Source organism: Parabacteroides sp. AF14-59 (genome assembly GCF_003479515.1).
Classification (GTDB): Bacteria; Bacteroidota; Bacteroidia; order Bacteroidales; family Tannerellaceae; genus Parabacteroides; species Parabacteroides faecis.
Genome location: NZ_QUHH01000001.1, coordinates 312,211 through 336,864 on the forward strand (window position 1 = coordinate 312,211; position 24,654 = coordinate 336,864).

Annotated in this window: 19 protein-coding genes and 1 riboswitch; of the genes, 6 read left to right on the plus strand and 13 right to left on the minus strand. The window is 44.1% G+C overall.

Going from position 1 to position 24,654, the window contains the following annotated elements; translation table 11 throughout:
* Positions 1-110 precede the first annotated feature (110 nt).
* Positions 111-989 carry an aldose 1-epimerase family protein gene (locus DWW23_RS01365; protein WP_122351495.1) on the plus strand — a complete coding sequence of 293 codons (879 nt, stop codon included), beginning with the start codon at positions 111-113 and terminating at the stop codon, positions 987-989.
* Positions 990-1,443: 454 nt separating this feature from the next.
* Here DWW23_RS01365 and DWW23_RS01370 read toward each other — a convergent pair whose 3' ends face one another.
* Complete coding sequence (locus tag DWW23_RS01370; RefSeq protein ID WP_122351496.1) at positions 1,444-3,558, minus strand: M3 family metallopeptidase; 2,115 nt, start codon at positions 3,556-3,558, stop codon at positions 1,444-1,446.
* Between the two features lie 210 nt (positions 3,559-3,768).
* Positions 3,769-5,886, minus strand: coding sequence for a M3 family metallopeptidase (locus tag DWW23_RS01375; protein WP_122351665.1), 2,118 nt, complete (start codon positions 5,884-5,886; stop codon positions 3,769-3,771).
* A gap of 113 nt (positions 5,887-5,999) precedes the next feature.
* On the opposite strand from DWW23_RS01375, the gene DWW23_RS01380 reads away from it, so the two are divergent.
* Complete coding sequence (locus tag DWW23_RS01380) at positions 6,000-6,950, plus strand: nitronate monooxygenase family protein (protein ID WP_122351497.1); 951 nt, start codon at positions 6,000-6,002, stop codon at positions 6,948-6,950.
* A gap of 182 nt (positions 6,951-7,132) precedes the next feature.
* Here the strand turns inward: DWW23_RS01380 and DWW23_RS01385 are convergent, their stop codons facing one another.
* The 7 genes from DWW23_RS01385 to DWW23_RS01415 form a co-directional block, all read right to left on the minus strand.
* Positions 7,133-9,151 carry an SUMF1/EgtB/PvdO family nonheme iron enzyme gene (locus DWW23_RS01385; protein WP_122351666.1) on the minus strand — a complete coding sequence of 673 codons (2,019 nt, stop codon included), beginning with the start codon at positions 9,149-9,151 and terminating at the stop codon, positions 7,133-7,135.
* Positions 9,152-9,297: 146 nt separating this feature from the next.
* Positions 9,298-10,734: an aldehyde dehydrogenase gene (gene aldA / locus DWW23_RS01390; RefSeq protein WP_122351498.1), complete on the minus strand. Its 1,437-nt coding sequence runs from the start codon at positions 10,732-10,734 to the stop codon at positions 9,298-9,300.
* Between the two features lie 228 nt (positions 10,735-10,962).
* Positions 10,963-12,117 carry a TlpA disulfide reductase family protein gene (locus DWW23_RS01395; RefSeq protein ID WP_122351499.1) on the minus strand — a complete coding sequence of 385 codons (1,155 nt, stop codon included), beginning with the start codon at positions 12,115-12,117 and terminating at the stop codon, positions 10,963-10,965.
* Between the two features lie 169 nt (positions 12,118-12,286).
* The gene (locus DWW23_RS01400; RefSeq protein WP_122351500.1) at positions 12,287-13,468 is read right to left on the minus strand and encodes a TolC family protein; all 1,182 of its coding nucleotides are present in this window, start codon (positions 13,466-13,468) and stop codon (positions 12,287-12,289) included.
* The gene (locus DWW23_RS01405; RefSeq protein WP_122351501.1) at positions 13,465-16,566 is read right to left on the minus strand and encodes an efflux RND transporter permease subunit; all 3,102 of its coding nucleotides are present in this window, start codon (positions 16,564-16,566) and stop codon (positions 13,465-13,467) included. Before DWW23_RS01405 ends, DWW23_RS01400 begins: the two co-directional genes overlap by 4 nt.
* Before the next feature lie 15 nt (positions 16,567-16,581).
* Positions 16,582-17,820, minus strand: a complete 1,239-nt coding sequence (locus DWW23_RS01410; RefSeq protein ID WP_122351502.1) for an efflux RND transporter periplasmic adaptor subunit — start codon at positions 17,818-17,820, stop codon at positions 16,582-16,584.
* Positions 17,821-17,913: 93 nt separating this feature from the next.
* Positions 17,914-18,303 carry a DUF6769 family protein gene (locus DWW23_RS01415; protein WP_187576548.1) on the minus strand — a complete coding sequence of 130 codons (390 nt, stop codon included), beginning with the start codon at positions 18,301-18,303 and terminating at the stop codon, positions 17,914-17,916.
* A gap of 528 nt (positions 18,304-18,831) precedes the next feature.
* Here DWW23_RS01415 and DWW23_RS01420 point away from each other — a divergent pair.
* On the plus strand, positions 18,832-19,794 hold the full coding sequence (locus DWW23_RS01420; RefSeq protein ID WP_122351503.1) for a hypothetical protein: 963 nt from the start codon (positions 18,832-18,834) through the stop codon (positions 19,792-19,794).
* A gap of 91 nt (positions 19,795-19,885) precedes the next feature.
* Here DWW23_RS01420 and DWW23_RS01425 read toward each other — a convergent pair whose 3' ends face one another.
* The 4 genes from DWW23_RS01425 to DWW23_RS01440 form a co-directional block, all read right to left on the minus strand.
* Positions 19,886-20,656, minus strand: coding sequence for a sulfide-dependent adenosine diphosphate thiazole synthase (locus DWW23_RS01425; RefSeq protein ID WP_122351504.1), 771 nt, complete (start codon positions 20,654-20,656; stop codon positions 19,886-19,888).
* Positions 20,657-20,716: 60 nt separating this feature from the next.
* Positions 20,717-20,812: riboswitch (TPP riboswitch) on the minus strand.
* A 17-nt stretch (positions 20,813-20,829) separates the two neighbouring features.
* Positions 20,830-21,471 carry an AAA family ATPase gene (locus DWW23_RS01430; protein ID WP_122351505.1) on the minus strand — a complete coding sequence of 214 codons (642 nt, stop codon included), beginning with the start codon at positions 21,469-21,471 and terminating at the stop codon, positions 20,830-20,832.
* A gap of 35 nt (positions 21,472-21,506) precedes the next feature.
* Entirely contained in the window at positions 21,507-21,800 is a 294-nt protein-coding gene (locus tag DWW23_RS01435; protein WP_122351668.1) for a nucleotidyltransferase family protein, read from the minus strand.
* A 72-nt stretch (positions 21,801-21,872) separates the two neighbouring features.
* Positions 21,873-23,216: an MATE family efflux transporter gene (locus tag DWW23_RS01440; RefSeq protein WP_122351506.1), complete on the minus strand. Its 1,344-nt coding sequence runs from the start codon at positions 23,214-23,216 to the stop codon at positions 21,873-21,875.
* 76 nt (positions 23,217-23,292) lie between these two features.
* Between DWW23_RS01440 and DWW23_RS01445 the strand changes: the two genes are divergently transcribed.
* The 3 genes from DWW23_RS01445 (at position 23,293) to DWW23_RS01455 (ending at position 24,604) form a co-directional block, all read left to right on the plus strand.
* Positions 23,293-23,760 (plus strand): GAF domain-containing protein, encoded by a 468-nt coding sequence (locus DWW23_RS01445; RefSeq protein ID WP_122351507.1) that lies wholly within the window; start codon positions 23,293-23,295, stop codon positions 23,758-23,760.
* 131 nt (positions 23,761-23,891) lie between these two features.
* Positions 23,892-24,206, plus strand: coding sequence for a nucleotidyltransferase family protein (locus tag DWW23_RS01450; RefSeq protein ID WP_122351508.1), 315 nt, complete (start codon positions 23,892-23,894; stop codon positions 24,204-24,206).
* Positions 24,203-24,604, plus strand: a complete 402-nt coding sequence (locus tag DWW23_RS01455) for a HEPN domain-containing protein (RefSeq protein WP_122351509.1) — start codon at positions 24,203-24,205, stop codon at positions 24,602-24,604. Before DWW23_RS01450 ends, DWW23_RS01455 begins: the two co-directional genes overlap by 4 nt.
* The last annotated feature ends 50 nt before the right edge of the window (positions 24,605-24,654 follow it).

Here is a 24,654-nt window from a genome sequence, read left to right on the forward strand (position 1 = left end):
AATGATCTTTTAACGCTTTCTGTTTTGATTTATTATAAAAGAGCTGGAGAATCAAAAAATAAGTTCACTAACTTTGTTGAAATTGAAAATGACTTAAACAAACAGATCAGATGAAGAAAACATTATCGAATAACCTGTTGACTATTCAGGTGTCACCACATGGAGCCGAACTCAGCAGCATCGTTGCCAACGCGACCGGTAAAGAATTTTTATGGCAGGCAGATCCGGCTTTCTGGAAACGCCACTCGCCCGTATTATTCCCTATCGTGGGCAGTGTGTGGAATAACGAATACCGCCATAACGGAAAGACATACAAACTATCACAACACGGTTTTGCACGGGACCGGGAGTTTGAACTAATAAAGGAAACTGATACGGAGTTGCGTTTCCGGCTACAAGAAAACGAAGAGACATTGCAGATATATCCTTTCCCGTTCTGCCTGGAGATCGGTTATAAACTGGCCGGTAACCAGATCGAAGTTTTATGGTACGTAAAAAATACCGGAAACGAAGAACTTCATTTCCAGATCGGGGCACATCCGGCTTTCTATTTTCCGGACTACGACAAAGAAGATCAGAAAAGAGGTTTCTTTGCCTTTGATAAAACACAGGGATTGACATACAAACTGGTCGAGGAGAAAGGATGCATCGGAGAGAAAGAATATCCGCTTGTACTTGACAAAGAAGGATTGTTACCGCTGGATACACACACTTTCGACAAAGATGCGTTAGTCATTGAAAACAACCAGATCAACCGGGTCGACTTATTGAAACAGGACGGAAGCACCTCACTCTCCGTATATTTCACGGCACCGGTTGTCGGCCTTTGGTCGCCTCCTGCTAAAAATGCGCCTTTTGTTTGCATCGAACCGTGGTACGGACGCTGTGACCGGGTCAATTATACGGGAGAATATAAGGATAAAGACTGGATGCAACATTTGGAGCCGGGAGAAGTGTTTGAGGCTTCCTATTTTATCGAAATTTATTAATTACTTTTGGCTTGATCCAAAAGTAATCAAAAGATCAAGGCTGCACCTGCCTCGCTACTCCGCATCCTGCGTTCGCTGTCGCCTCCGAAACTCGCTACGCTCAAACAGCGGATGCTCCGGGCGCTCTCTCCGGCTGCTGCGCTTAACGTTCGTCAGCTGAGGCCTTTCATAGAACGCAAAGCGTTCTCTTGTGATTGCCGATACTGCTTGTTAAAACAGAAAGCACCTGTTATAATATATAGGTGTCGGTATCGGCGATCCTAAGAGGAAGCAGAGCTTCCTTGGAAAGGCCTCAGCGGGTGAGCGTCCGCGAAGGGGAAAGACGAAGTGGTTAAAAAAATCCGTTGTTTGAGCGTAGCGAGTTTCGGATTTTTGAGCGTAGTCTTTCACCGTAGCAGCGAAGCCGGTGCAGCCTTGATCTTTTGGTTACTTTTCTATCAAGAGAAAAGTAACTCTACTTTAAACCTCTATTCTTCAGCAGCGGTTCCGTATTCGGTTCCTTGCCACGGAAGTTTTTATACATATCCATTGCATCATCGATACCGCCCGGAGTAAGAACATACTGGCGGAATTTCTGAGCTACGTCTTGATTGAAAAGATCACCGCTTTCCTTATAAGCCTGATAAGCATCGGCATCCAATACTTCCGCCCAGATATAACTATAATAACCGGCCGTATATCCGCCACCCATCGTATGATTGAAATAAGTCGTACGATAACGGGAAGGAATCTGTTTCAACAAGCCACGGTCACCCAGGACAGCCTCTTCAAACTTCATCACATCGGCACCTTCATGTACTTCTTTCAATACATGGAAATCCATATCCAGCAAAGAAGCAGCCAGATATTCGGTTGTTGCAAAACCCTGTCCATATTTACCGCTCTTATCCAGTTTCTCGATCAGTCCGGCAGGAATCACTTCATTTGTTTCGTAATGTCTTGCATATTCTTTCAGCAACTCCGGTTCAAACACCCAATGTTCCATAACCTGTGATGGCAGTTCCACGAAATCGCGGGGAACGCCCGATACGCCATAATAATGCACGTCCTTAAACAGGTTATGCAGGCCATGACCGAACTCATGGAATAATGTTTCCGCCTCGTCTGCACTCAGCAAAGCAGGTTGTCCGGGAGCCGGTTGGGAAAAATTACATACAATCGTAACAACCGGACCGAGACGTTTACCATCTTTGTAAGTTTGCGAACGATATGTTCCACACCAGGCTCCGCCACGTTTGCTGGCACGAGGGAAGAAATCCATATACAGAACCCCCAGATGCGTACCGTCTTTATCCTTACATTCGAAAGCCTGAGCATCCGAATGAGGTAACGGTATATCTTTGATCGGAGTAAATGTTATACCATATAACTTGTTAGCCAAAAGGAAAGCACCGTCACGCACATTTTCAAGCTTCAGATAAGGACGGACCTGATTCTCGTCCAGATCGAACTTAGCCTTTTTAGCTTTCTCGAAATAATAACGCCAGTCCCAACCTTCCGCTTCAAAATTGCCGCCTTCTTTCTTGATCTCAGTATTGATATCAGCCAGTTCGTCTTTAGCTTTAGCCAGTGCAGGTTTCCAGATCTCATCCAAAAGAGCATATACCTGTTCCGGCGTTTTTGCCATACGGTCTTCCAACACAAAAGAAGCGTAGTTGTCATAACCCATCAGTTTGGCTTTTTCCAGACGGAGAGTGATCAATTTAAGTACAACGTCTTTGTTGTCGGCATCATTACCATTGTTTCCTCGGTTGATATAACCTTTGAAAATCTTTTCACGCAACGCACGGTTGTCGGCATATTGCAGGAAAGGCATCACACTCGGATTATGCAACGTGAAAAGCCATTTACCTTCCAGACCAGCCGAACGGGCAGCTACTTCAGCATTCATGATCAGACTCTCCGGTAATCCGGCAAGGTCGTCCTTATTATCTACAATTAATTGGAAAGCATTCGTTTCTTTCAGCATATTTTGTCCGAAAGTCAACTGAAGCATGGATATTTCGCTATTCAGTTCACGCAAACGGGCCTGTTGTTCTGCATCCAGGTTTGCTCCGCCACGGACAAAACTTTTATAGGTTTCTTCCAGTAATTTCTTCTGTTCTTTATTGAGATTCATCGATTCCTGATTCTCATACACCGTTTTTACACGGGCAAACAAATCCGGATTCATACGAATATCATCACTGTTCTTTGAAAGTAACGGAGATAATTCACGGCTCAATGCCTGCATCTCATCATTTGTATTCGCACTGTTAAGTCCGTAGAAAATTGCACTTACCTTACGCAGCAGATCACCACTCTGGTCGAGCGCGACAATCGTATTTTCAAAATCGGGAGCAGCTTTCTGTTTTACAATCTCTTCTACTTCCTTTTGCTGTTGAGCGATACCTTCTTTAAAAGCAGGCATATAATCATCCAGTTCGATCTTATCGAAAGGAGGAACACCGAACGGAGTTTTGAACTCAGTTAAAAGAGGGTTTTCTGTCATGGTTTCTGTTTTATTTCCTGACGAACCACAGGCTGTCAAGACAGCGGCTAATCCGGCAGCCATAATTGTTTTCTTCATTATGTTTTGTTTAAGTTACTAATTTGCACAAAGATAGAAAAAAGTTGACAGTTGACAAGACAGATGACAGTTGACAGGTGACAGTTGACAGATAAGCTTTGCGCTTATATATTGTCTTCTATCATTTGCCAACTGTCAATAATAAATTCAGCCAGTCAACCTAACCGAAACTGTCAACTGTCACTTGTCAACTGTCAACTGTCTTGTCAACTATTTCAGTCCTCTGTTTTTCAGCAACGGCTCGATGCTCGGCTCCTTTCCCCGGAAATTGGTATACATATCCATAGCGTCATCGATACCACCCGGAGTAAGGACATACTGACGGAATTTAGCAGCAACTTCCTGATTAAAGATATCACCAGTTTCCTTATAAGCTTCAAAAGCATCGGCATCCAATACTTCCGCCCAGATGTAACTGTAATAACCGGCAGTATATCCGCCCTCCATCGTATGGCCGAAATAAGTTCCCCAGTAACGAGGTGCTATCTGAGTCGGCAAACCGCGACCATACATCGCTTTCCCTTCATATTTCTCAATATCCAGGTCGGCCGGAATTTCTTTCATTACATGGTAATCCATATCCAACAAAGAAGAAGCCAGATATTCTACTGTGGCAAAACCTTGTCCGTACTTACCACTCTTCACGATCTTATCTACCAGCTCCTGGGGAATAACTTCGCCTGTCTTATAATGTTTGGCATATACTTTCAATACTTCGGGTTCAAATGCCCAATGCTCATTGACCTGCGAAGGCAGTTCTACGAAATCGCGAGGGACATCGCCAACACCGTAATAATGAACATCGCCAAACAATGCGTGCAGTGCATGACCGAATTCATGGAAAACGGTTTCAGCTTCATCGGCACTCAACAAGGCAGGTTGCCCGGCTGCCGGTTTACTGAAGTTGAAAACAGTCGTTACTACCGGAGTGACCTTCTTACCGTCTTTATAAGCCTGGGAACGATAACCGCCACACCATGCTCCGCCACTCTTGCCGGGACGGGTATAGAAGTCCATATACAGAACTCCCAGCGGTGAACCGTCTTTGTCCTTACATTCGAATGCATAGGCATCGGAATCAGGTTTCGGAATGTCTGTTATTTCTGTAAAGGTGATACCATACAGTTTGTTTGCCACATAAAAGGCACCTTCACGTACATGGTTCAGCTCCAGATACGGACGCACTTCGTTCTCGTCCAGGTCGAACTTTGCCCGACGGGCTTTATCGGCATAATAACGCCAGTCCCAGGCTTCAGCCTTGAAGTTGACACCTTCTTTCTTTATCTCGGCATTGATGTCGGCCAATTCTTCATTTGCCTTTGCCAACGCCGGTTTCCAAAGCTGATCCAACAGTTGGTATACATTCTTTTCATTCTTTGCCATGTTCTCTTCCAGGACGTAAGCGGCAAAGTCTTCGTAACCCAACAGTTTGGCCTTTTCGAGACGGGCGGTAACCAGTTTCTTTATTACTTCTTTGTTGTCGTTGGCATTATTGTTATTTCCCCGGCAAACATAGGCATTAAACATCTTTTCGCGCAATGCCCGGTTATCTGCATATTGGAGGAAAGGCATTACACTCGGGTTGTGAAGCGTGAAAACCCACTTGCCTTCCATCGAGTCGGCAGCGGCTGTCTCGGCAGCAGCGGCGATCAGGGTTTCAGGCAGGCCTGAGAGATCTTCTTTATTATCGATAACCAACTTGAAAGCATTTGTTTCTTTCAGGGTGTTCTGTCCGAAGGTCAGTTCCAGTACTGAGATCTGCTCGTTCAGTTCACGCAGTTTAGCCTGCTTGTCGGCATCGAGGTTGGCACCGCTGCGAACAAAACCTTTATAGGTTTCTTCCAGTAGCTTCTTTTGTTCCTTATCCAGGTTAAGCGAAGCCTGATTGTCGTAAACAGCTTTCACACGGGCAAAAAGGGCCGGGTTCAAACTGATATCATCAGAATGGGCAGAGAGAATAGGATACAATTCTTGCTCGAGTTCCTGTATCTCGTCGGTTGTGTTCACACTCGACTGCCCACTGAAAGCATACATAACTTTATTCAGTAACTCGCCTGCCTGGTCGAGGGCAACGATCGTATTCTCAAAGGTCGGCTCTTCCGAATTATTCACCAGGACATCGATCTCTTTCTTATGCTCCGCCATTCCCTTCTCGAAAGCCGGTTTATAATGTGCTACTTCTATTTTATCGAAAGGAGGAACACCGAACGGAGTTGTATATTCCGAGAAAAAAGGATTGGGTGCAGCATCTGCTACATCGCTTTTCTTTGAGGAGTTACAGGCTCCCAAAACTACTGCCAGACTGGCAGCCATAAGCGTTTTATTCATAACCATGATATTGTAAGAATTAATTTATGTCTACATTAATTATACGATAGGATGCACAAAGATAGGGAAGTTTTATCTTTCTTTGTTCTTTTAACATTATAATTAGAATAACCATGAATAGAATATGTGAATTGTTTGGCATCAAATATCCTATTATACAAGGCGGAATGGTTTGGTGCAGCGGATGGCGGCTTGCTTCGGCTGTAAGTAACGCCGGAGGACTGGGATTATTGGGAGCCGGCTCTATGCATCCCGAAGTATTACGCGAACATATCCGGAAATGCAAAGCGGCAACCGACAAGCCTTTCGGTGTTAATGTTCCGTTGTTGTATCCGGAAATAGATACACTGATGCAACTGATCGTGGAAGAAGGAGTAAAAATAGTCTTTACGTCTGCCGGAAGTCCGAAGAAATGGACACCTTTTCTGAAAGAGCATGGTATCACCGTCGTGCATGTGGTAAGTAGTTCCGTATTTGCCGTAAAATGCGAAGAGGCCGGTGTCGATGCTGTCGTTGCCGAAGGTTTTGAAGCCGGAGGTCATAACGGACGTGAAGAGACGACAACACTCTGCCTGATTCCTGCCGTACGCCGTGCTACCTCGCTCCCACTGATGGCCGCCGGAGGAATAGGAACCGGTGACGCAATGCTTGCCACTTTCGCCCTCGGTGCGGAAGGCGTACAGATCGGAACGCGTTTTGCCCTGACAACCGAAAGTTCCGCTCACGAGAAATTCAAACAACTCTGCTTCAGCCTCAACGAAGGCGATACAAAGTTACTCCTCAAAAAACTGGCTCCCACCCGGCTCGCAAAAGGTGATTTCAAAACAGCAGTGGAAGAAGCCGAAGCACAGGGTGCATCAGCAGAAGATATGCGCGCTTTACTAGGCAAAGGAAGAGCCAAAAAAGGTATGTTCGAAGGTAATCTGGAAGAAGGAGAACTGGAAATCGGACAGGTTGCTGCCTTATTCAGAAAAGAACAGACAGTTAGTGAAGTGATGGCAGAACTTGTTGCCGATTATCGTAAAGCACTTGCCGGATTGAACAACGAAGCAAATCTTTTCTAACCGGGCATCCGGTGTCCTGATAATTTCCTCGTTAGGAAACTGGAGTTTCTTGCCTGGGAAACGTCAGTTCCCTGCCGAGGAAATCACAGTTCCCCGCGCAGGAAACTACAGTTTCCTTATTAAAAAAATTTAGGAAACTGCAAGCCCCTGACTGATAACCTGTTTAGGCAAAACCGAAGAGATCACTTTATTTTCCCTTGAAAGTCTGTATTTTCGACCAGCCATTGCAGGTTAAACCGATAATGATTCCGGCTACTCAACAGATGGATAATCTGATTCGGTGTCTGTGTCGCTGCCAGATAACCGCGAGGTTCGGCATGCGTCTGATCCATATCGAAGAAACCTGTCCAGGCGCCTCCATCCATGAAACGACTTTTACCGTCTGTCAGTAACTTTTTTACGGGCCATGTTTTTCCTTCGTCAAAAGAAAGGGCAGCATACATTCCATACCCTGTATATTCCCGTCCGTTTTTATCTTTAAAGGTCATTCCGTTCAATCCGTTCTTCAGGCGGAAAGGATGGTTCGTAAAAGAGACCAGTAAAAGAGGGCCTTCCTTCAATCGCATCAATACCAGACGCTGACCGCCGTCGATCGGAGGAAACTCCGAAGCACTATAAGTCCAGGTTCGACCATTATCTTCCGACAGGCTCATGGGCATACGTTCCAGACCGTCTTTATCGACAATGCCGTCACCACGCCCCAAAGCCATAAGACGGCCGTCTGACAGTTGTACTACACCAGCATGAATTCCGGCAATGGTTCCCCCCGAAGCACCGGCTTCGAAAGTTCCGGGATTGGTCTTTCCCATATCTTCCCAGGTCAGACCGTTATCTTTACTGAGATGCAAGGCAGTTCCTCCATTACTCCGGGGCGTTGCATCAGCGGCTTGTATCAGCCAGCCCTCTTTCGTTTTAGAAGAGCCTGCTATTACCTGATGGCGACGGGCATGTTCCGGGGCAACAAGATGGGGGCGACTCCAGGTGGCTCCGTTATCTTTACTGGTACGTATCACCATAGCCAGTGTTTCCCAGGTCCCGGCAGCCTCCACTCCATTCATATGAATCAGTGTCCCATCATTATTCAGGAGAGACGAGCCTGTCACATTCCGGTCGGGGACTCTAAAGAATTCACGCGGTTCGCTCCATTCAGCAGTACCTTGTTTCAGACGGCTTTCCAAAATAACCATTTCCCTACCCGACTCCTCGTCACAAGTGAACCAGATTGCCAATAAATCGCCGTTATCACACCAACTGACAGCCGGACAATGGTTATGCTTATAAAACGGGACACCCGAAGAACAGTCCGGAGTTTTTACATAAACGAGAGGCTCAGCAAAGAACGGGGTTTTCAACGGAGTTCCCCAATTATATTTTTGTTGGGAAATATTTTCCTGCGAAGCAGGTTCGATAGCAGGCAGAGGCCGGGTTTGCGGCATATCAGCCTGGACAACCCGGAATCCGGTCAACCAATGTTTATCTTCCGGAATCATTGCCAGACGGTTGGCGGAGCGCAGAAATCGTTCCGGCGTACTATGGCTTCCACCACGTGTTACTTTATATAATCCGTCAGCACGCCCCACAGGGTCTGTCTGCGGAAAAGCCTCGTAAGGTCCGTACCAGTCGCAGCACCATTCCTCTACATTTCCGTGCATATCGTATAGGCCAAAAGGATTGGCCGGTGTTTTACCGACCTTTAGATTGATAGTCGAATCAGTTCCCCAAACATTCTGCTGATTTTTATGATAAACAGCATGTAGTCCGTCATCCATCCAAAAGTTCCAGTAGGAACCGGCACGACAGGCATATTCCCATTCGGCTTCAGTCGGCAGGCGATATGTTTTTCCTTCCTTTTCCGAAAGCCATTTACAGAAGGCTTCCGCTTCCCGGTAATTGACGAAGATCACGGCTTCGTCGTCTTCTTTTGAAAGACCGCATTTTCCCCGTAATTCTTTATGGGAAGGATCGAATTGTTCGTACTGGGCGTTTGTCACTTCAGTTGTTCCCATCAGGAAAGGTTTTGTGATCGTTACCGGATGGATCGGGGCTTCATCGTAGTCCTCTCCCTGTCCGTGGCTTCCCATATGGAAAGACCCTGCCGGAATCCGGGCAAATTGCATTCCCAGACTATTCGTTTCCTGTGCGTTAATAGTAAAGGCGCCTAATGCTATCAGGCTGTAACATAAGATTGTAGCGTTTCTCATCATTATTCATTTTTCCATATTCCGGAATAAAGATAAATATATTATCGGAAATACAATCCGGGATATTTATCAAAAAAATTCCTGATAATCTTTGACTACCAGGAATCTCCTTTCTATATATTCTGTTTAATCGTACCGGATTTACATTAACCCTGTGTCTCCAGATAAACAACATGAGTCTGAAGATATTCTTCCAAACCATGCTTACCGTCAGCACCACCAATACCCGATTTACGCCAACCGGCATGGAATCCCTGCATTGCCTCAAAGTTCTCACGATTGATATAAGTTTCACCGAACTTCAAGGAACGCATCAGTTTAAAGGCCATATCCAGATTCTGTGTATAGACCGAAGAGGTCAGTCCGTACTCACAGTCATTCGCCCAGGCAATAGCATCTTCCACTTCTGTAAATTCTACAATCGGGAGAACGGGACCGAATGTTTCTTCCTGGATAATATCCATCTTCTGTGTACAATTAGTCAAAAGCGTCGGTTCAAAGAAATATCCCTGGGTTCCGATACGTTTGCCGCCATAAGCCAGGGTTGCACCTTGCTTAACAGCTTTCTCTACTTTTTCTTCCACTGATTTCAAGGCACCGGCATCGATCAGCGGTCCCATATCCAGGTCTGTGATCTCACTGGGGTTACCCACTTTCACCTTGCCAAAGCCATCCAGTAACTTTTCAATAAAGGCATTTTTAATACTAGAATGTACATAAACACGTTCACAACAGTTACATACCTGTCCGGTATTGATAACACGGGAAGCAATGATCGACTTCACAGTCAGATCCAGATCCGCATCCGGCATAACGATAGCCGGAGCCTTTCCTCCCAATTCCAACGACACTTTTGTCACATTGGCTGAAGCTGCTTCCATGGTCTGTACACCTGCTGATACACTTCCTGTCAGGCTGACCATACCGACTTTCGGATTAGCAGCCATCTCGTGCCCGACAACCGATCCGCGACCGTTTACGATATTGAATACACCTTTAGGCACTCCCACTTCATCCACGATCTGGGCAAAGACATAAGCATTCTCCGGAGTCAACTGACTTGGTTTCAACACAATCGTATTTCCCGTCAACATAGCCGGAGCAGCCTTACGAGCAACCAGGAAGAACGGGAAGTTCCACGGTAATATACCTGTTGTCACTCCGATAGGTTTCTTAAAGACAAAGATAGTTTCATGAGGACGGTCACTGGGAATGATCTCTCCTTCATAACGGCGTGCCCAACCGGCCATATAATCGATATAATCAGCAGTAAAGTTAACTTCGACATTAGCTAATCCCTGGGTCTTACCACCTTCACGTACAATAATGTCAGTCAGTTCTTTTTCCCTGTTACGAATTCCCTGTGCTATTTTAGTAAGATACTGTGCGCGTTCTATGGAAGTCAGGCGCTCCCATGCACCTTGTGCTTTCTCTGCGGCATCGATGGCTGTACGGACATCTTCTACTGTCCCGTCAGGCATACGGGAGGTAACTTCTTCTGTAGAAGGATTCAACACATTGATCCACTTTCCGGATCGATTCTCGATGAACTGCCCATCGATGTACATTTTTAAATCTTTCATGGTCTCTTTTAATTGATAATTAATACTATATATATCAAGGTATTCTAATATTTATCCAGCAAGGCATACCAGTAAAACAACACTTTGTAAAAATAAAAACTTATTCTCACAATAGAAAATACTACTGTTAAAAAAAAGTTACTACAATCATTTTATAAATAAAAAGGAGGCGTGGCAAAAGTCTGCATTAAAGAATGCGACACAGAAAGCCACCTTCATGTTTGACTTTTATTTTATTGTCTTATCCAAATATTCATAGAACGCAGGATCTTCACCCACAATTTTCTTTAGGATCTTTCCCACCGGACTAATTACCAATTTAGTAGGATACCCCCTCACGGCATACAGGGCTGTCACATCCGGATCGCCCGCATTACGCACATTGAACCAGGGAAGTTCATGTTTCTTTACCGCCTCTTTCCATTTTTCTTCAGTATCGTTACAATCGATACCCAGGATTTCCATTTTCCCTTTATATTTGGCATAGGCCTTTTTCATATCCGGTATACCTTTGATACACCAGCCGCACCAGCTTCCCCAAAAGTCGAGGACGACATATTTTCCGCGCAAAGAGGATAAGGCCACTTCTTTGCCTTCCAGATTTTTCAGCGTAAAATCAGGTGCGTCGTTGCCTTCTGCCACCTTTTTCTCCGCTTCGGCTATTTCCTTCACCTTCTCCAGGTCGTCATGCATATTTTTGTAGAGAGGAGCCATAATGCCGCTTTTCACCGATTTGGACAGCAGATCAAACACCTCTGCATACCTTTCAGCCTCCGGATTTACCCACATAAGAAAATAAAGCGAAGCCTCTTTATCGGGATTTTGCTTGACATAATCAAGAATAAACTCTTGCTTTTCGCTCTCATAGTCGTTTATTGCTTTATATGCCATCTGTAAAGAGTCAGAACTCACCCCTCTATTTCTCATCTCCCTTCTTTTTGCCCAAGCAGCCTCGAGCTTCTGCTCCACAGGTGCGAGTACTTGTTTAACCTTCTCTATCTCCGCATAAAATTCGTTGCCTTTGACTGTATATTTATCCAGCGAGCCGTTGATCGTTACCACGTGACCCGGCAGCAACATAAAATTGGCCGACTTCATCGACGCGGCAGGAATCGACCCGTCCGGGTTAGGTTTAAGCGAAGGCTTCTCCGTGATGTAGACCATCTTAAGTTCATTGGATTCGATGTTCATTTCAAACTTCCCGTTCTCCAATGCGACCGTATCGCGTACTGGTTCACTATTTCTATCGAAGGTGCGCGACATGACCAGAATCGTATCCGTACTAATCCCCTCCAATTGCCCGCTCACGTTGTATTGGCTCGATGGTTGGCAAGCCGTCATCAAACCAGTCACGCCCAACAAAGCTAACTTTTTTGTATTCATACTATTGTATTTTAATCGTTACTTGTTTAAGGGACAAAAATAGAGAAAAAGAAAATCATGCAGCTGAAACTAGAATAAAAACAATTGCGGACAGTACTTCTTTTTCCCAAAAGGAGTTGTATCGTGGCTTTGCGACACAGCTCCTTTTTTATTTAACACTAAAGGAAGACTACAACTTATATTTATAAAGTTGTGACATCACCTTCTGATATTCATTCTGTAATTGCATATAATTCTGCATACTCTGATACAAAGTCGTTATATCGACAAAATATTCGATCATGCTAATCTGTCCGGTCTGGATTGCCTTGTTCAGCAAAGCCAAGCTATTCTGGCTCTTCAGTACCGTATTGTATTCATCCATCGAAGTTCGCAAAGCAACTGACTGGTTATACAACTGGTGCAATTCGCTTTCAATAGCGGTCGTTGTACTCTCCAACTGTAAGTCTGTGTAAAGAGCCTGTGCCTTTGCCTGCTTAACATTGTTCCTGTTAGAGAACAAAGGGATGCTGACTCCCACCAGGAAACCGTTAAAGCGTTCGCCACCGGAAGCTGTATTCAGACGATAGCCCAACTCAAAACCCGGCAAGCCTTTCGACTTATTGACACTTATCTGGCGACGAGCTGTCACCTGTTCACTTTTCAATGTCAATAACTGCGGATTGGAAGTGACAGCTTCCTGACAGAGTTCTTCAAAAGAGAGAATGTCTTCAACCGGAGCATACGTCGTATCGTTAAACTCAATAGCGATCCCGCCGTTCAATGTTGCCAACTCCTGCAATTTAGCGATACGGGCAGATTCATTCATACGGGCTTCCGTCTTTGCATTCAACAATTCCAGATTGATCTTGTTTGTCTCCAGAATATTGGCATCACCCGATTCCAACCGGGTAGCATACAAAGCGGCTAACTGTTCCGCGTTTTCCCGCCGCTGGTCCAACAATGCTTTTTGCTGATTCAGTAAAACCAGATCCAGACAGACTTCTTTAGCCTGCAGCAAAATCTGCTGACGGAATTCGGCCCCCTGACGATCGAAGCCGGCAGCCTGCGACTTAATCAACTTACTCCGCTGAGCATACACGGTCGGGAAGTCGAATGATTGGGAAGCGACCAACTCTCCCTGCATCCCCATCCCCTCACGGTTTCCATATTGATGTACATACGATACCGACGGGTCGGCCAGGTTATTATCCAGCTTTACCTCCAGTTTCTTGGAAGCTGTAAGCTGCTTATTCGCCTGCAATTCTTTATTGTTGGCTTCGATACTACTCAGGACCCCATCTATAGAATGTTGTCCGCTCGCAGAAAGTACGGTCGAAGCCAACAGAGTGATTACTATGAATTGTTTCATTTCTCCTTATTCATTAAAAGATAGACAATAGGAATAATAAATCCGTTCAGGAAGGTAGACGTCAGCAACCCTCCCAGGATCACAGTGGCCATCGGGCTTTGTATTTCGTTACCCGGCAGATCTCCGTTCAATGCCAACGGGATCAAAGCCAGCGCAGAACTCAAGGCTGTCATCAGGATCGGATTCAAACGATCCAGCGAACCGTGTATCACTGCATCATATACAGAAAAACCTTCACTGCGCAACTGAGCATAGTGGCTGATCAGCAACATACCGTTTCGGGTAGCAATACCGAACAGGGAGATAAAACCGATAATAGCCGGAATACTGATCTCGCCGGATGTCATCCATAAGATCAGCACGCCACCGATCAGCGCTAACGGTAGGTTCAACAGAATCACACCGCTCTCCTTCGCATTCTTGAATTCATTATAAAGCAACAGGAAGATTACCAGTAAAGACATCAAAGATGTCAATAACAAAGTCCGGCTGGCTGCCTGTTCGCTTTCAAACTGTCCGCCGTATTCGATATGATAGCCTTCGGGCAACTGGATAGAATTCCCGATCTTGTTTTGGATATCATTTACGACACTGCGCAGGTCACGTTCGGATACGTTTGCACTGATGACCAGCTTACGTTGTACATTCTCGCGGTTAATCGTATTCGGACCCGTTACGGAACGGACTTCGGCAATATAACTCAACGGTATCTTCTTCCCTCCGGCATCGATCATCAGATTACGGATATCCTCCATAGTTGCACGGCTTTCGTCGGAAGTCTTTACAGTCAGGTCGAATGTCTTTCCATCATCATATACCTGACTGACTACTTCACCTCCTAACATGACATTAATATACTCTTCAAACTCCGGCAGAGGTATTCCATATTTTGCCATCAGTTCCCGTTTGGGAGTAATGGTCAGCTGCGGACGTTCGATCTGTTGCTCCACCTTCAAATCGACCAAGCCCGGAATACTCTGGATAGAGTTTTTGATATCATTACCGATCGTAAACAAACGATTCAAATCAGTTCCGAACAGTTTGATCGCAATATTGGCCTCCGTTCCCGAAAGCATCGCATCGATACGATGGGAAATAGGCTGCCCGATTTCGATATTGGCTCCGCTGATGGTTGACAGCTTCTTGCGTACATCGTTCATAACTGTTTCCCTACTGCGATCTTTCAAGACGAACGGAGCTTCTATTTCCGATACGTTTACACCCAGGGCATGTTCATCCAGTTCGGCACGTCCTGTCTTACGAGCCACAGTCTGTATCTCCGGAACCTGCATCAGCAATTCTTCCGCACGGTGTCCCATCTTATCAGACTCATCCAATGAAATACCAGGTAAGGAACTTACATTGATAGTGAAAGATCCTTCATTGAAAGGAGGAAGGAAACTCCGTCCCAACGTAAAAAATATTCCTAACGATACGACAAACAATCCTATCGTACAACCCAACACGATCGATTTATGTGCCAAAGCCACCTTCAATGCAGCGCCATACACCTTTTTCAGCTTATTGGCAACCCACGATTCTTTATCTATTTTCTTATCAGTTGCTTTACGGTTCAGCAAATAACTACACAAAACCGGTGTCAAAGTAAGTGCCACAACTGTAGAAGCGAACAAAGCGACAATAAATGCAATTCCCAGCGGAACCAGCATACGCCCTTCCATCCCATGAAGGAAAAATAAAGGCACAAAACTCACCACAATGATCAACGTCGAGTTCAGGATCGGCATACGCACTTCGCGGGAAGCATCATATACAACATCCAGGATAGAACGCCTGTCGTCGGGAGGCAACATCCGGTTTTCACGTATCCGCTTATATACATTCTCGACATCGACAATGGCATCATCCACCAACGATCCGATAGCAATCGCCATACCTCCCAGCGACATCGTATTAATGGTCAGCCCCATATAATGCAAAACCAGGATAGAGACCAGCAATGACAAAGGCAACGCCACCAATGAGATCACCGTTGTGCGGATATTCATCAGGAAAAGGAAGAGCACAATCACAACGAAGATACTTCCTTCAAACAAACTGTTCTTTACATTGTTAATAGAACTGTCGATGAAACGGCTCTGACGGAAAATATCGGTAGATATATTTACATCGGCAGGCAAACTCTTTTGAAGGTCAGCCACAATTTCATCCAGTTTATTTGTCAGGTCGATCGTACTGGTATTCGGCTGTTTGGTAACCGTGATAAGGACAGCATGTTTACCCCGTTCGGATGCCGTACCCAATTTAGGGCTTTTGCTTCCTACTTTCACTGTAGCCACATTCTCCAGCAGAACAGGAAAACCGTCCACTGTCTTGATCACACCTTTTGCCAGTTCTTCCGCTTTCGGAGTAGAAAGGATACCACGAATGATATACTCATTGTCGTATTCGTACAAGACACCACCGTTTGCATTACGGTTCATGTTACGGCAAACCGTCAGCACCTCATTCAACCCTACTCCATAATGTTTCATGCGGGCAGGATCGAGTAAGATCTGATATTCTTTGATATCTCCCCCAATTACGGCTACCTGTGCCACACCTCCGGTAGATAATAAACGCGGACGGATCGTCCAGTCGGCAATTGTGCGCAGGTCCATTTGGGTGGTACCGACGGGGTCATTTCCATTATCCTTAGTCGTCAATCCGATAATCATCATTTCCCCCAGGATAGATGATTGAGGCCCCAATGTCGGTTTCCCTACATTTTCGGGAAGACTTTCACTTACAACCGCCAGTTTCTCGGAAACGATCTGACGGGCACGGTAAATATCCGTTCCCCAGTCGAACTCCACCCATACAACCGAAAATCCGGTGGTAGAAGAAGAACGTACACGGCGTACATCCATCGCTCCGTTTACAGCCGTTTCGACCGGGAAAGTAACCAGACGTTCCACCTCTTCAGGAGCCATCCCGTTTGCTTCGGTCATGATAACCACGGTCGGAGCATTCAGGTCGGGGAACACGTCTACATCCGTATGAAAGGCCGTATAAGTTCCCGCTATCATCAGCAGCAACGCACAGATCAGGACAACCAATCTGTTATGCAGCGAGTAATATATTATCTTATTCAACATATTCTGCTCCTCCCATTAATGATTGTGAGTATGAGCCGGAATAGCATTAGAAGCAGAGGCGAGTTTAATCTGATAAGCGCCTTGTGTTACGACCACGTCACCCGGTTTCAAGCCGGATAATATCTGTACTTCAGAACCATTATTCGCTCCCAGTTTTACTTCCTGCTTTTTATAACCTTCTTCATCGAGACGGATAAATACAGAATAAATTCCTTGTTCTTCTATCAGGGAGGAAACAGGGACGCTCAACACCTCCTGCATCGGAGTAGCAAGCAGATAAATCTCGACGAAAGAACCGGGAATAACGGCTCCTTTATTATCAAACTCAAAAGTAACAGGAATATAGAATGAATTGGCATCCGACGCTTTTCCATACGAAAGCAACCGTCCGTGAAGCTCGGAAAGCTTATATACCTGCTCATCATAAGGAGTACGGAAATTAGCAGACTGAACAGCCGGAAGATATTGATAATACTTTTCCGAAACCTCGGCACGAAGCACCAAACGGCTATTCTGAGAGATAGTTGCCAGCGGTTGCCCCACTGTCACATAGTCCCCTTCTTTTACCTGAAGATTCTTCAAATATCCGTTCATCGGAGATACCACCGACACGCCATTCTCTGTCTGCTTACCGGCAACAGCATCATAAGCAGCCTTTGCGTTTTCATAATTCAAACGAGCCTGTTCAAAATCTTTAGCCGAAACAATCTTATCTCCTACCAACTGCTGCATACGCTCATATTCTTTCCTGGCTGTTTCGTATGCATATTTGGCACGGGCAGCTACATTCCCTTCCGACAGGGAGCTGGAAGCCAGGCTCAGGATCGCCTGCCCTTTCTTTACCGGAGTACCGTCAACAAATGATAAACGACCGAATGTCACAATACCGGGAACAGTTGCAACCACCGTTGTTTCATCCCCCTGTGCTGCCAGTACGCTTCCACTGGTTTTTATAACATCCGTAAAAGAAGCCGGTTCCATCACTTTTGTCTGCAGCCCGACAGCTTTCGCCAATTCTTCTTTAAAAATGATTTCGTTGGAGTGTGCACCTGCTGCAGCTTCATTTCCATGATCATGGCCTTCATGCTCGTCTCCCTCGTGTTCGTGATCATGACCTTCATGTTCGTGATCGTGTCCTTCTTCATGTTCATGTGCTTCATGATCATGGTTATGCTCTTCAGGCTTAGCAGCTCCGCCGCCACAGCTTGCGAATATGTAGGCACATAAAACCCACAATAAATATATCTTTCTCATTGTATTATAATATGTTATAAATGCAAATAAAATAGTTCGGCGTCTTGCTTAAAACACCGGAATGCGAATAAGGTTCGCTCCTATCAGAAACAATTATAACACAGGAGGGGCACGCAGTCCGCCGGAGCACGTGATCCAGGTATCGTGCAGAGACTCAATATAAAAGGCTCGTTCACGATCGAACGTTTGTCCGTACAGCAACGGAACAGGAGGGTTAATATAATCAAATAAAACTTGCAAAGGGAAAAGTAAGTGACTTACATCTGCATTTGTCACATGCGACAAAAGAGATGTAAAAAGGGCCAGATTATGCCCGTTGCATCCGCAATCGTGAGAAGACGAGCTTTTATGGTTATGTTCAGTCAACGATTTGAAACAAGGCATACCGTTACTGTGGTGGTGATGTGGCACCACAACCGAAAGCAGCATGATGATACTTGCCACCAACATTATGTAACGGATTATATGTTTCTTCGCTCTCATGATTTATGTTGCAAAAGTAAAAAGTTTATTTTGCAACTCAAAGGCAAACAGCAGATATATAGAAAAAAAAGACCGGCCGAGAGTCACCTCCCAGCCGGACAGTTGTTCATGGTATTAGCATTAGTGGTCTACTCATTCTGATTATACAAGCAAATGTTTGGTTAGGTCAATAATTTATAAACAAAAAATCTAAGACTAAAATAAAATAAAGTTCATCCATTCTAATGCTATTTCAATTAACATCACTTAGTATTAATATTAAACTGCAATAACTATTCGTTCAAACCATCATTGCCGTCTCTCTTAATTGAGATATGCGAATTTACGAAGCAAATACGGGAGTTCTATTTCGCAAATAAGGTATTTTGAGACGCGTCTATTTCTCATTCAAGTATTTACCGACTCGTCTTTTTCGAAAATAAGTAACATGGAGACACTTTAACGTCTATTGTTGCGTTTTCCGAAACAATACGCATTGTTTATTGTTTAATAATTGAACATATATATTATTTAAAAGGGAGAATTGGAATGAATACAGATGTATTAAATACAAATCTGATCGAGGTAATGAAAGATAAAATTCCGGATGGGGTCAACTTGGCGAATACCCTGATGGATATTCTTTATATAGGAAAAGAAGCCGTATACAGAAGATTACGCGGCGAAGTCCCTTTCACCCTCAATGAAGCTTCTATAATTTCAAAGAAATTGGGAGTTTCCCTGGATCAGATCGTGGGTATAAGCTATACCAATAACGCAATGTTCGACCTGAATCTTTTACATTATTCAGATCCTATCAAAACGTATTACGCGATTCTTGACCACTACGTTGAATTATTTGAATCCTTACGGGATGATCCGACCTCGGAACTTAGTACGGCTTCAAATATGATCCCCCAGACTTATTACCTGAAATACGATAATTTGTCCAGGTTCCGGCTATTCAAATGGATGTACCAGAATGAAAAGGTAAATTGTGTAAAGAACTTTTCAGAACTGAACATACCAGACGATCTCAAACGCGCCCAAAAGGCATTCGTAGAAGCGAGCTCATATATACAGACTACGCATTATATATGGGATAGCATGATGTTTCATTATCTGGTGAACGACATAAAGTATTTCGCCAGTGTTCATTTAATTACAGAAGAAGAAGTCACCAAACTACAGGAGGAACTCCTGCAACTATTAGACGATCTGGAAACAATCGCTTCCAGAGGGAAATTTGATTCGGGAAAGGATATACATATATATATATCCAACATCAATTTTGAAGCCACATACAGCTATGTGGAAACATCGAACTTGCAATTAAGTCTGATCCGGATTTTTTCAATCAACTCGATCACTTCGAGGGATAAAGAGATGTGCAAAAATATGAAGGAATGGATTCAGTCCTTACGTAAATTCTCCACGATGATATCCGAAAGCGGCGAAATGCAACGGATACAGTTCTTCAAAAAACAACGGGAGATTGTAGAGAATATGTAAAAAGGCATGAGTTTTTATGTTACTATAATTGAAAAAGGACGGTTATCTTCTATAGATTTCCGTCCTTTTCATATGATATCATTATCTGATCTTACTTATCCAGCTTTTCACAGATAAGTTCTGCGGCTTTCTTTCCGCTCATCAGCATACCGCCGAAGATCGGTCCCATACGGAAACTTCCGCTAACTCCGTTGGCAGCCATACCGGAAACAAATAATCCCGGATAGATCTCTTTTGTGTTTTCAACGGTAGTCTGTTCACCCAGTTCCACATTCAATGAACGTTCACCGATCACACCGCCTGTCGGGGTATTCAGTCGGATATCGTTCTTGCGGGCAACTGTACGGGCTACTTCGCAGTCATGTCCTGTACCTTCCAATACAGCTTTAGCCATAATAGTCAGCGGGTCCACATGCATACCTTCGCGGATTACCGGAGCCCAGTTCACTACAACACCGGCTACGGCATCGTTATGGAATACTACGTCTTCCACCGAATAACAGTTAAAGATAGTAGCACCGGCTTTTGTTGCCTGATAGATCAATGCAGAAGTAGTATGAACTGAATCCATTATATAAGTACCGTTGCCTGCATCATGATAAGAAACACCCAGTTCCTTTACGATCGGCATAGCTTCTTCCTGTACGACAATATCATTAAACATCATAGCACCGCCCCACATACCTCCGCCGGGAGCCAGTTTACGGTCGAAAAGAGCCACTTTCTTACCGGCTTTAGCCAGATAATAAGCTGCTACGATACCGGAAGGGCCACCACCTACGATAGCCACATCAATTGATAAGTTGCTCTTCAGTTTTGCAAAATAAGAGTCAATAATTCCTGTTGAAACGATCTGTTCCATTACATTAAATAATTAGTGTTTAAACATCAGAGAGCACATAGAGGTAAAGCTCTCCTTTATTTAGCAATTCTACCGATTCTCCCTTCACGGCATTACCCGGGCAGGTTCTATGGGTATAATCTCAGCCTGTATATTAAGGCACCCCTATGATAAGTCGCAGCAAAGATAATAAATTATCCGAAATGTGGCGGCCGCTTATTCATTTTCCGTTCAACAAAGTCTTTGATAAACCCTACTGTTTCGTCTACACCCAATACAGATACATCGATAGAGAAATTATAGGAAGAAGCGACTCCCCACTCTTTATTGGTGTAATAATTATAGTAAGCGGCACGCGATTTGTCGGTTTTCATCATCAGTTCTTTTGCCTGCTCGACAGTTACATCTTGTCTTTCTATAATACGCTGGATACGATGTTCGGGAGTGGTATGAATAAAGAAACTCAGGCAGTCGGGATCGTCACGCAGGATATAGTCTGCACAACGTCCTACCAAGACACACGACTGCTCAGCCGCCAACTTGCGGATAGCGTCACTCTGAAACTTGAATAATCCGTCGTTCGATAAGATATCGTTGTAAGGTGTAAACATTCCCATATAGGAATATCCCATCGTAAATGCATATGACAGTCCGCTGGAAGCCCGTTCGTCCGCTTTCTCAAAAAACTCCTCACTCAAGCCGCTCTCTTTCGCTGCTATCGCCATCAGTTCCTTATCATAATAAGCGATGCCCAGCGCTTTCGCCAACTTCTGCCCTACTTCTCGTCCACCGCTGCCAAATTGACGGCCAATGGTCAATATGATCTTGTTATCCATAAATTTATTCAAGATTACCTTTTAAGAATTCTTCTCTACACATAAATACCGTCCCTTTCTATATTACGTTTTAATAGAGCATTCATATTATCACGCAAGCGAACAATATCTATTTTACAATGCAATAGTTCCTCCAACTCATATTTGATGTTCAACAGAATGAAACCGTCAGGTTCTTTCATCTCTACACAAACATCCAAATCACTATCTTCTTTTTGTTCGTTACGAGACACTGAACCGAAAATACCTAAACGAACAATTCCATATTGTTCCGCCATCCGTTGCTTATACAAACGGAGCAATTCTAAATATTCATTTCTAGTTTTCATATTCATTTTATCTCGTTACAACACAAAGATAAGAGTTCCTGTCCTTATTTACAAACAGTAGTAAACTAATATTTATTGTTTAAACTTCCTGAATTGATTTACCAATACAATTGCTGTTACGACCGTTGCGATCGTGTCGGCTACCGGCATACTGATCCAGACACCTAACGTTCCGAAGAAACGGGGAAGGATGATCAAACAAGGGATCAGGAACAATAACTGACGGGTAAGCGACAAAAAGATCGCTTTCTTTGACATACCGATCGAAAGGAAGAAGTTGGTTGCCACCATCTGGAACCCCACGATCGGGAAGACGGCAAATACGATATGAAGACCGAACACGGCAGCTTTCACCAATTCATCGTCGGTTGTAAACATATTCACGATCAGAGTCGGGAACAACTGGCATAACAGGAAACCCGTCGTTGCAACGCCTATCGCCCACTTCATCGTCAGCTTGGTCACTTCCGTCACACGAGGATATAAACGGGCGCCGAAATTATATCCGGCAATCGGCTGCATACCCTGGTTGAAGCCCATAATGATCATTACAAACAGGAAGATGATACGGTTTACAATACCATAGGCCCCGATAGCCATATCTCCGCCATACTCCTTCAATCCACGGTTGATCAGGATAACGATCAGACAAGAACAGAGATTCATCAGGAAAGGAGACATACCGATATACAGGATACCTTTTACTATCTCCTTCTTCAATTTATAAATACCTTTCTTAAAATGAAGCAATTGCGTCGGTCTGGAAAAATGGATCATCTGTCCGGTCAGTGAAATTACCTGAGAAATCACAGTAGCCCATGCGGAACCTTTGATTCCCCAGCCGAATCCAAAGATAAAGATCGGATTCAATATACAGTTTATCACGACCGAAGCCAGTGTCGCATACATGGCCAGTTTCGGGAAACCGGATGAACGCAATACGGCATTCAATCCCAAATACATGTGTGTGACCACATTTCCATAGAGAATGATCTGCATATAATCGCGTGCATACGATATCGTATTCTCACTAGCCCCGAAGAAATAAAGGATCGGATCGAGAAGGAACAAAAAGACAAAGGTAAAAGCGACGCCGAGAAGAACATTCAGCACTAATACATTGCCGAGAACCCGGTTTGCACCTTCGTAATCTTTCTGCCCTAATTTAACAGACACAAGCGTAGAAGCCCCTACCCCGACCAACGAACCGAAAGCTGCCGCCAGGTTCATAAGCGGAAAGGTCAGAGCCAGACCGGAGATAGCCAGCGGCCCAACCCCATGTCCGATAAAAATACTGTCTGCCATATTATAAAGCGAAGATGCCGTCATGGCGATAATCGCCGGAATAGCGTATTGCGTAAGCAGTTTTCCAATACGTTCGGTACCTAATACCAGAGGAGAGTTTTCTTTTGCCATAAAAACCAATTGATATGCAAAGGTACGGATATTTCCGATTAATTTTTACCTTTGTTCTACTATAATAGTTTAAAAGATGGCAGAGAACTTAATCATAAGCGTTGGAAATAAAGAGCAGCAGTATCAAACACTATTCCCCCAGATAGAGTCATTACTGGCTGGTGAAAACGACACAATCGCCAATATGGCAAATGTAGCAGCGGCACTGAAACAGACATTCAATTTCTTTTGGGTCGGTTTCTATATCGTCAAAGACGATATGCTGGTGCTCGCTCCTTTTCAGGGACCGATAGCTTGCACACGTATCCGGTATGGCAAAGGTGTTTGCGGTACGGCATGGAAAGAAGCAGCCACTCAAATTGTTCCAGACGTAGATCTATTCCCCGGACATATAGCCTGTAACTCCGATTCGAAATCTGAAATTGTAGTTCCGGTTATTCGTGACGGGAAAGTGGTAGCTGTACTCGATATCGACAGCGATGAGTTGAATAGTTTCGATGAGACAGATGCTGTTTATCTGGAGAAGATATGCCGGTTGATTTAATATAGAATATTTTTCTTAATCAGCTCTGCAAGTTCGAATTAACCTCCATACCTAACTGTAAACTTCACAGGGGTTATTTTGTTGGATATATGAAAAGGAATGGTTATCTTTGTAATACTGAATCAATTCTTATGAGGAGAAGCGAAATCGTTGAACAGATCAAAAAAACAGTAGCCAGCATAGCACCTACAGCTAAAACGATACTGTTTGGTTCGGAAGCACGTGGAGAAGCGCGTTCCGATAGTGATATTGATTTGCTTATATTGATAGATGGCGATAAGATCACATTGGAACAAGAAGAGGCAATAACACTTCCTTTATATGAACTGGAGCTAAAAACAGGTGTTATTATCAGTCCGATAGTTATGTTGAAAAAAATATGGGAAAACCGTCCTTTCAAAACTCCTTTTTATATAAATGTGATAAATGAAGGAATCGTATTATGAAAGAAATTTTAGATGAAGAGAGTAAAAAAGCCTTGATCGTTTACAGAATGCAACGTTCTCATGAAACACTGAAAGAAGCAAAAGTTATGATACGAGAGACTTTCTATAATGCAGCTGTCAATCGTTTGTATTACGCATGTTATTATGCAACTGTAGCACTTTTATTAAAATACGATATCCAAACCCAAACTCATAATGGTGTAAAAACAATGTTAGGATTACATTTTGTATCCACAGGAAAAATGTCCGTAAAAATCGGAAAAACATTCAATACATTGTTTGAGAAAAGGCAGAGTGGAGATTATGACGATTTTGTATATTGTGACGAAGATATGGTTAATGAGTTATATCCTCAAGCAGAAAAGTTTATAGATACAATAAATGAGTTATTGGAATAACATTCCTATAAATGTACTAAATGGCACACAAAATACAGAGAAGGCTGATG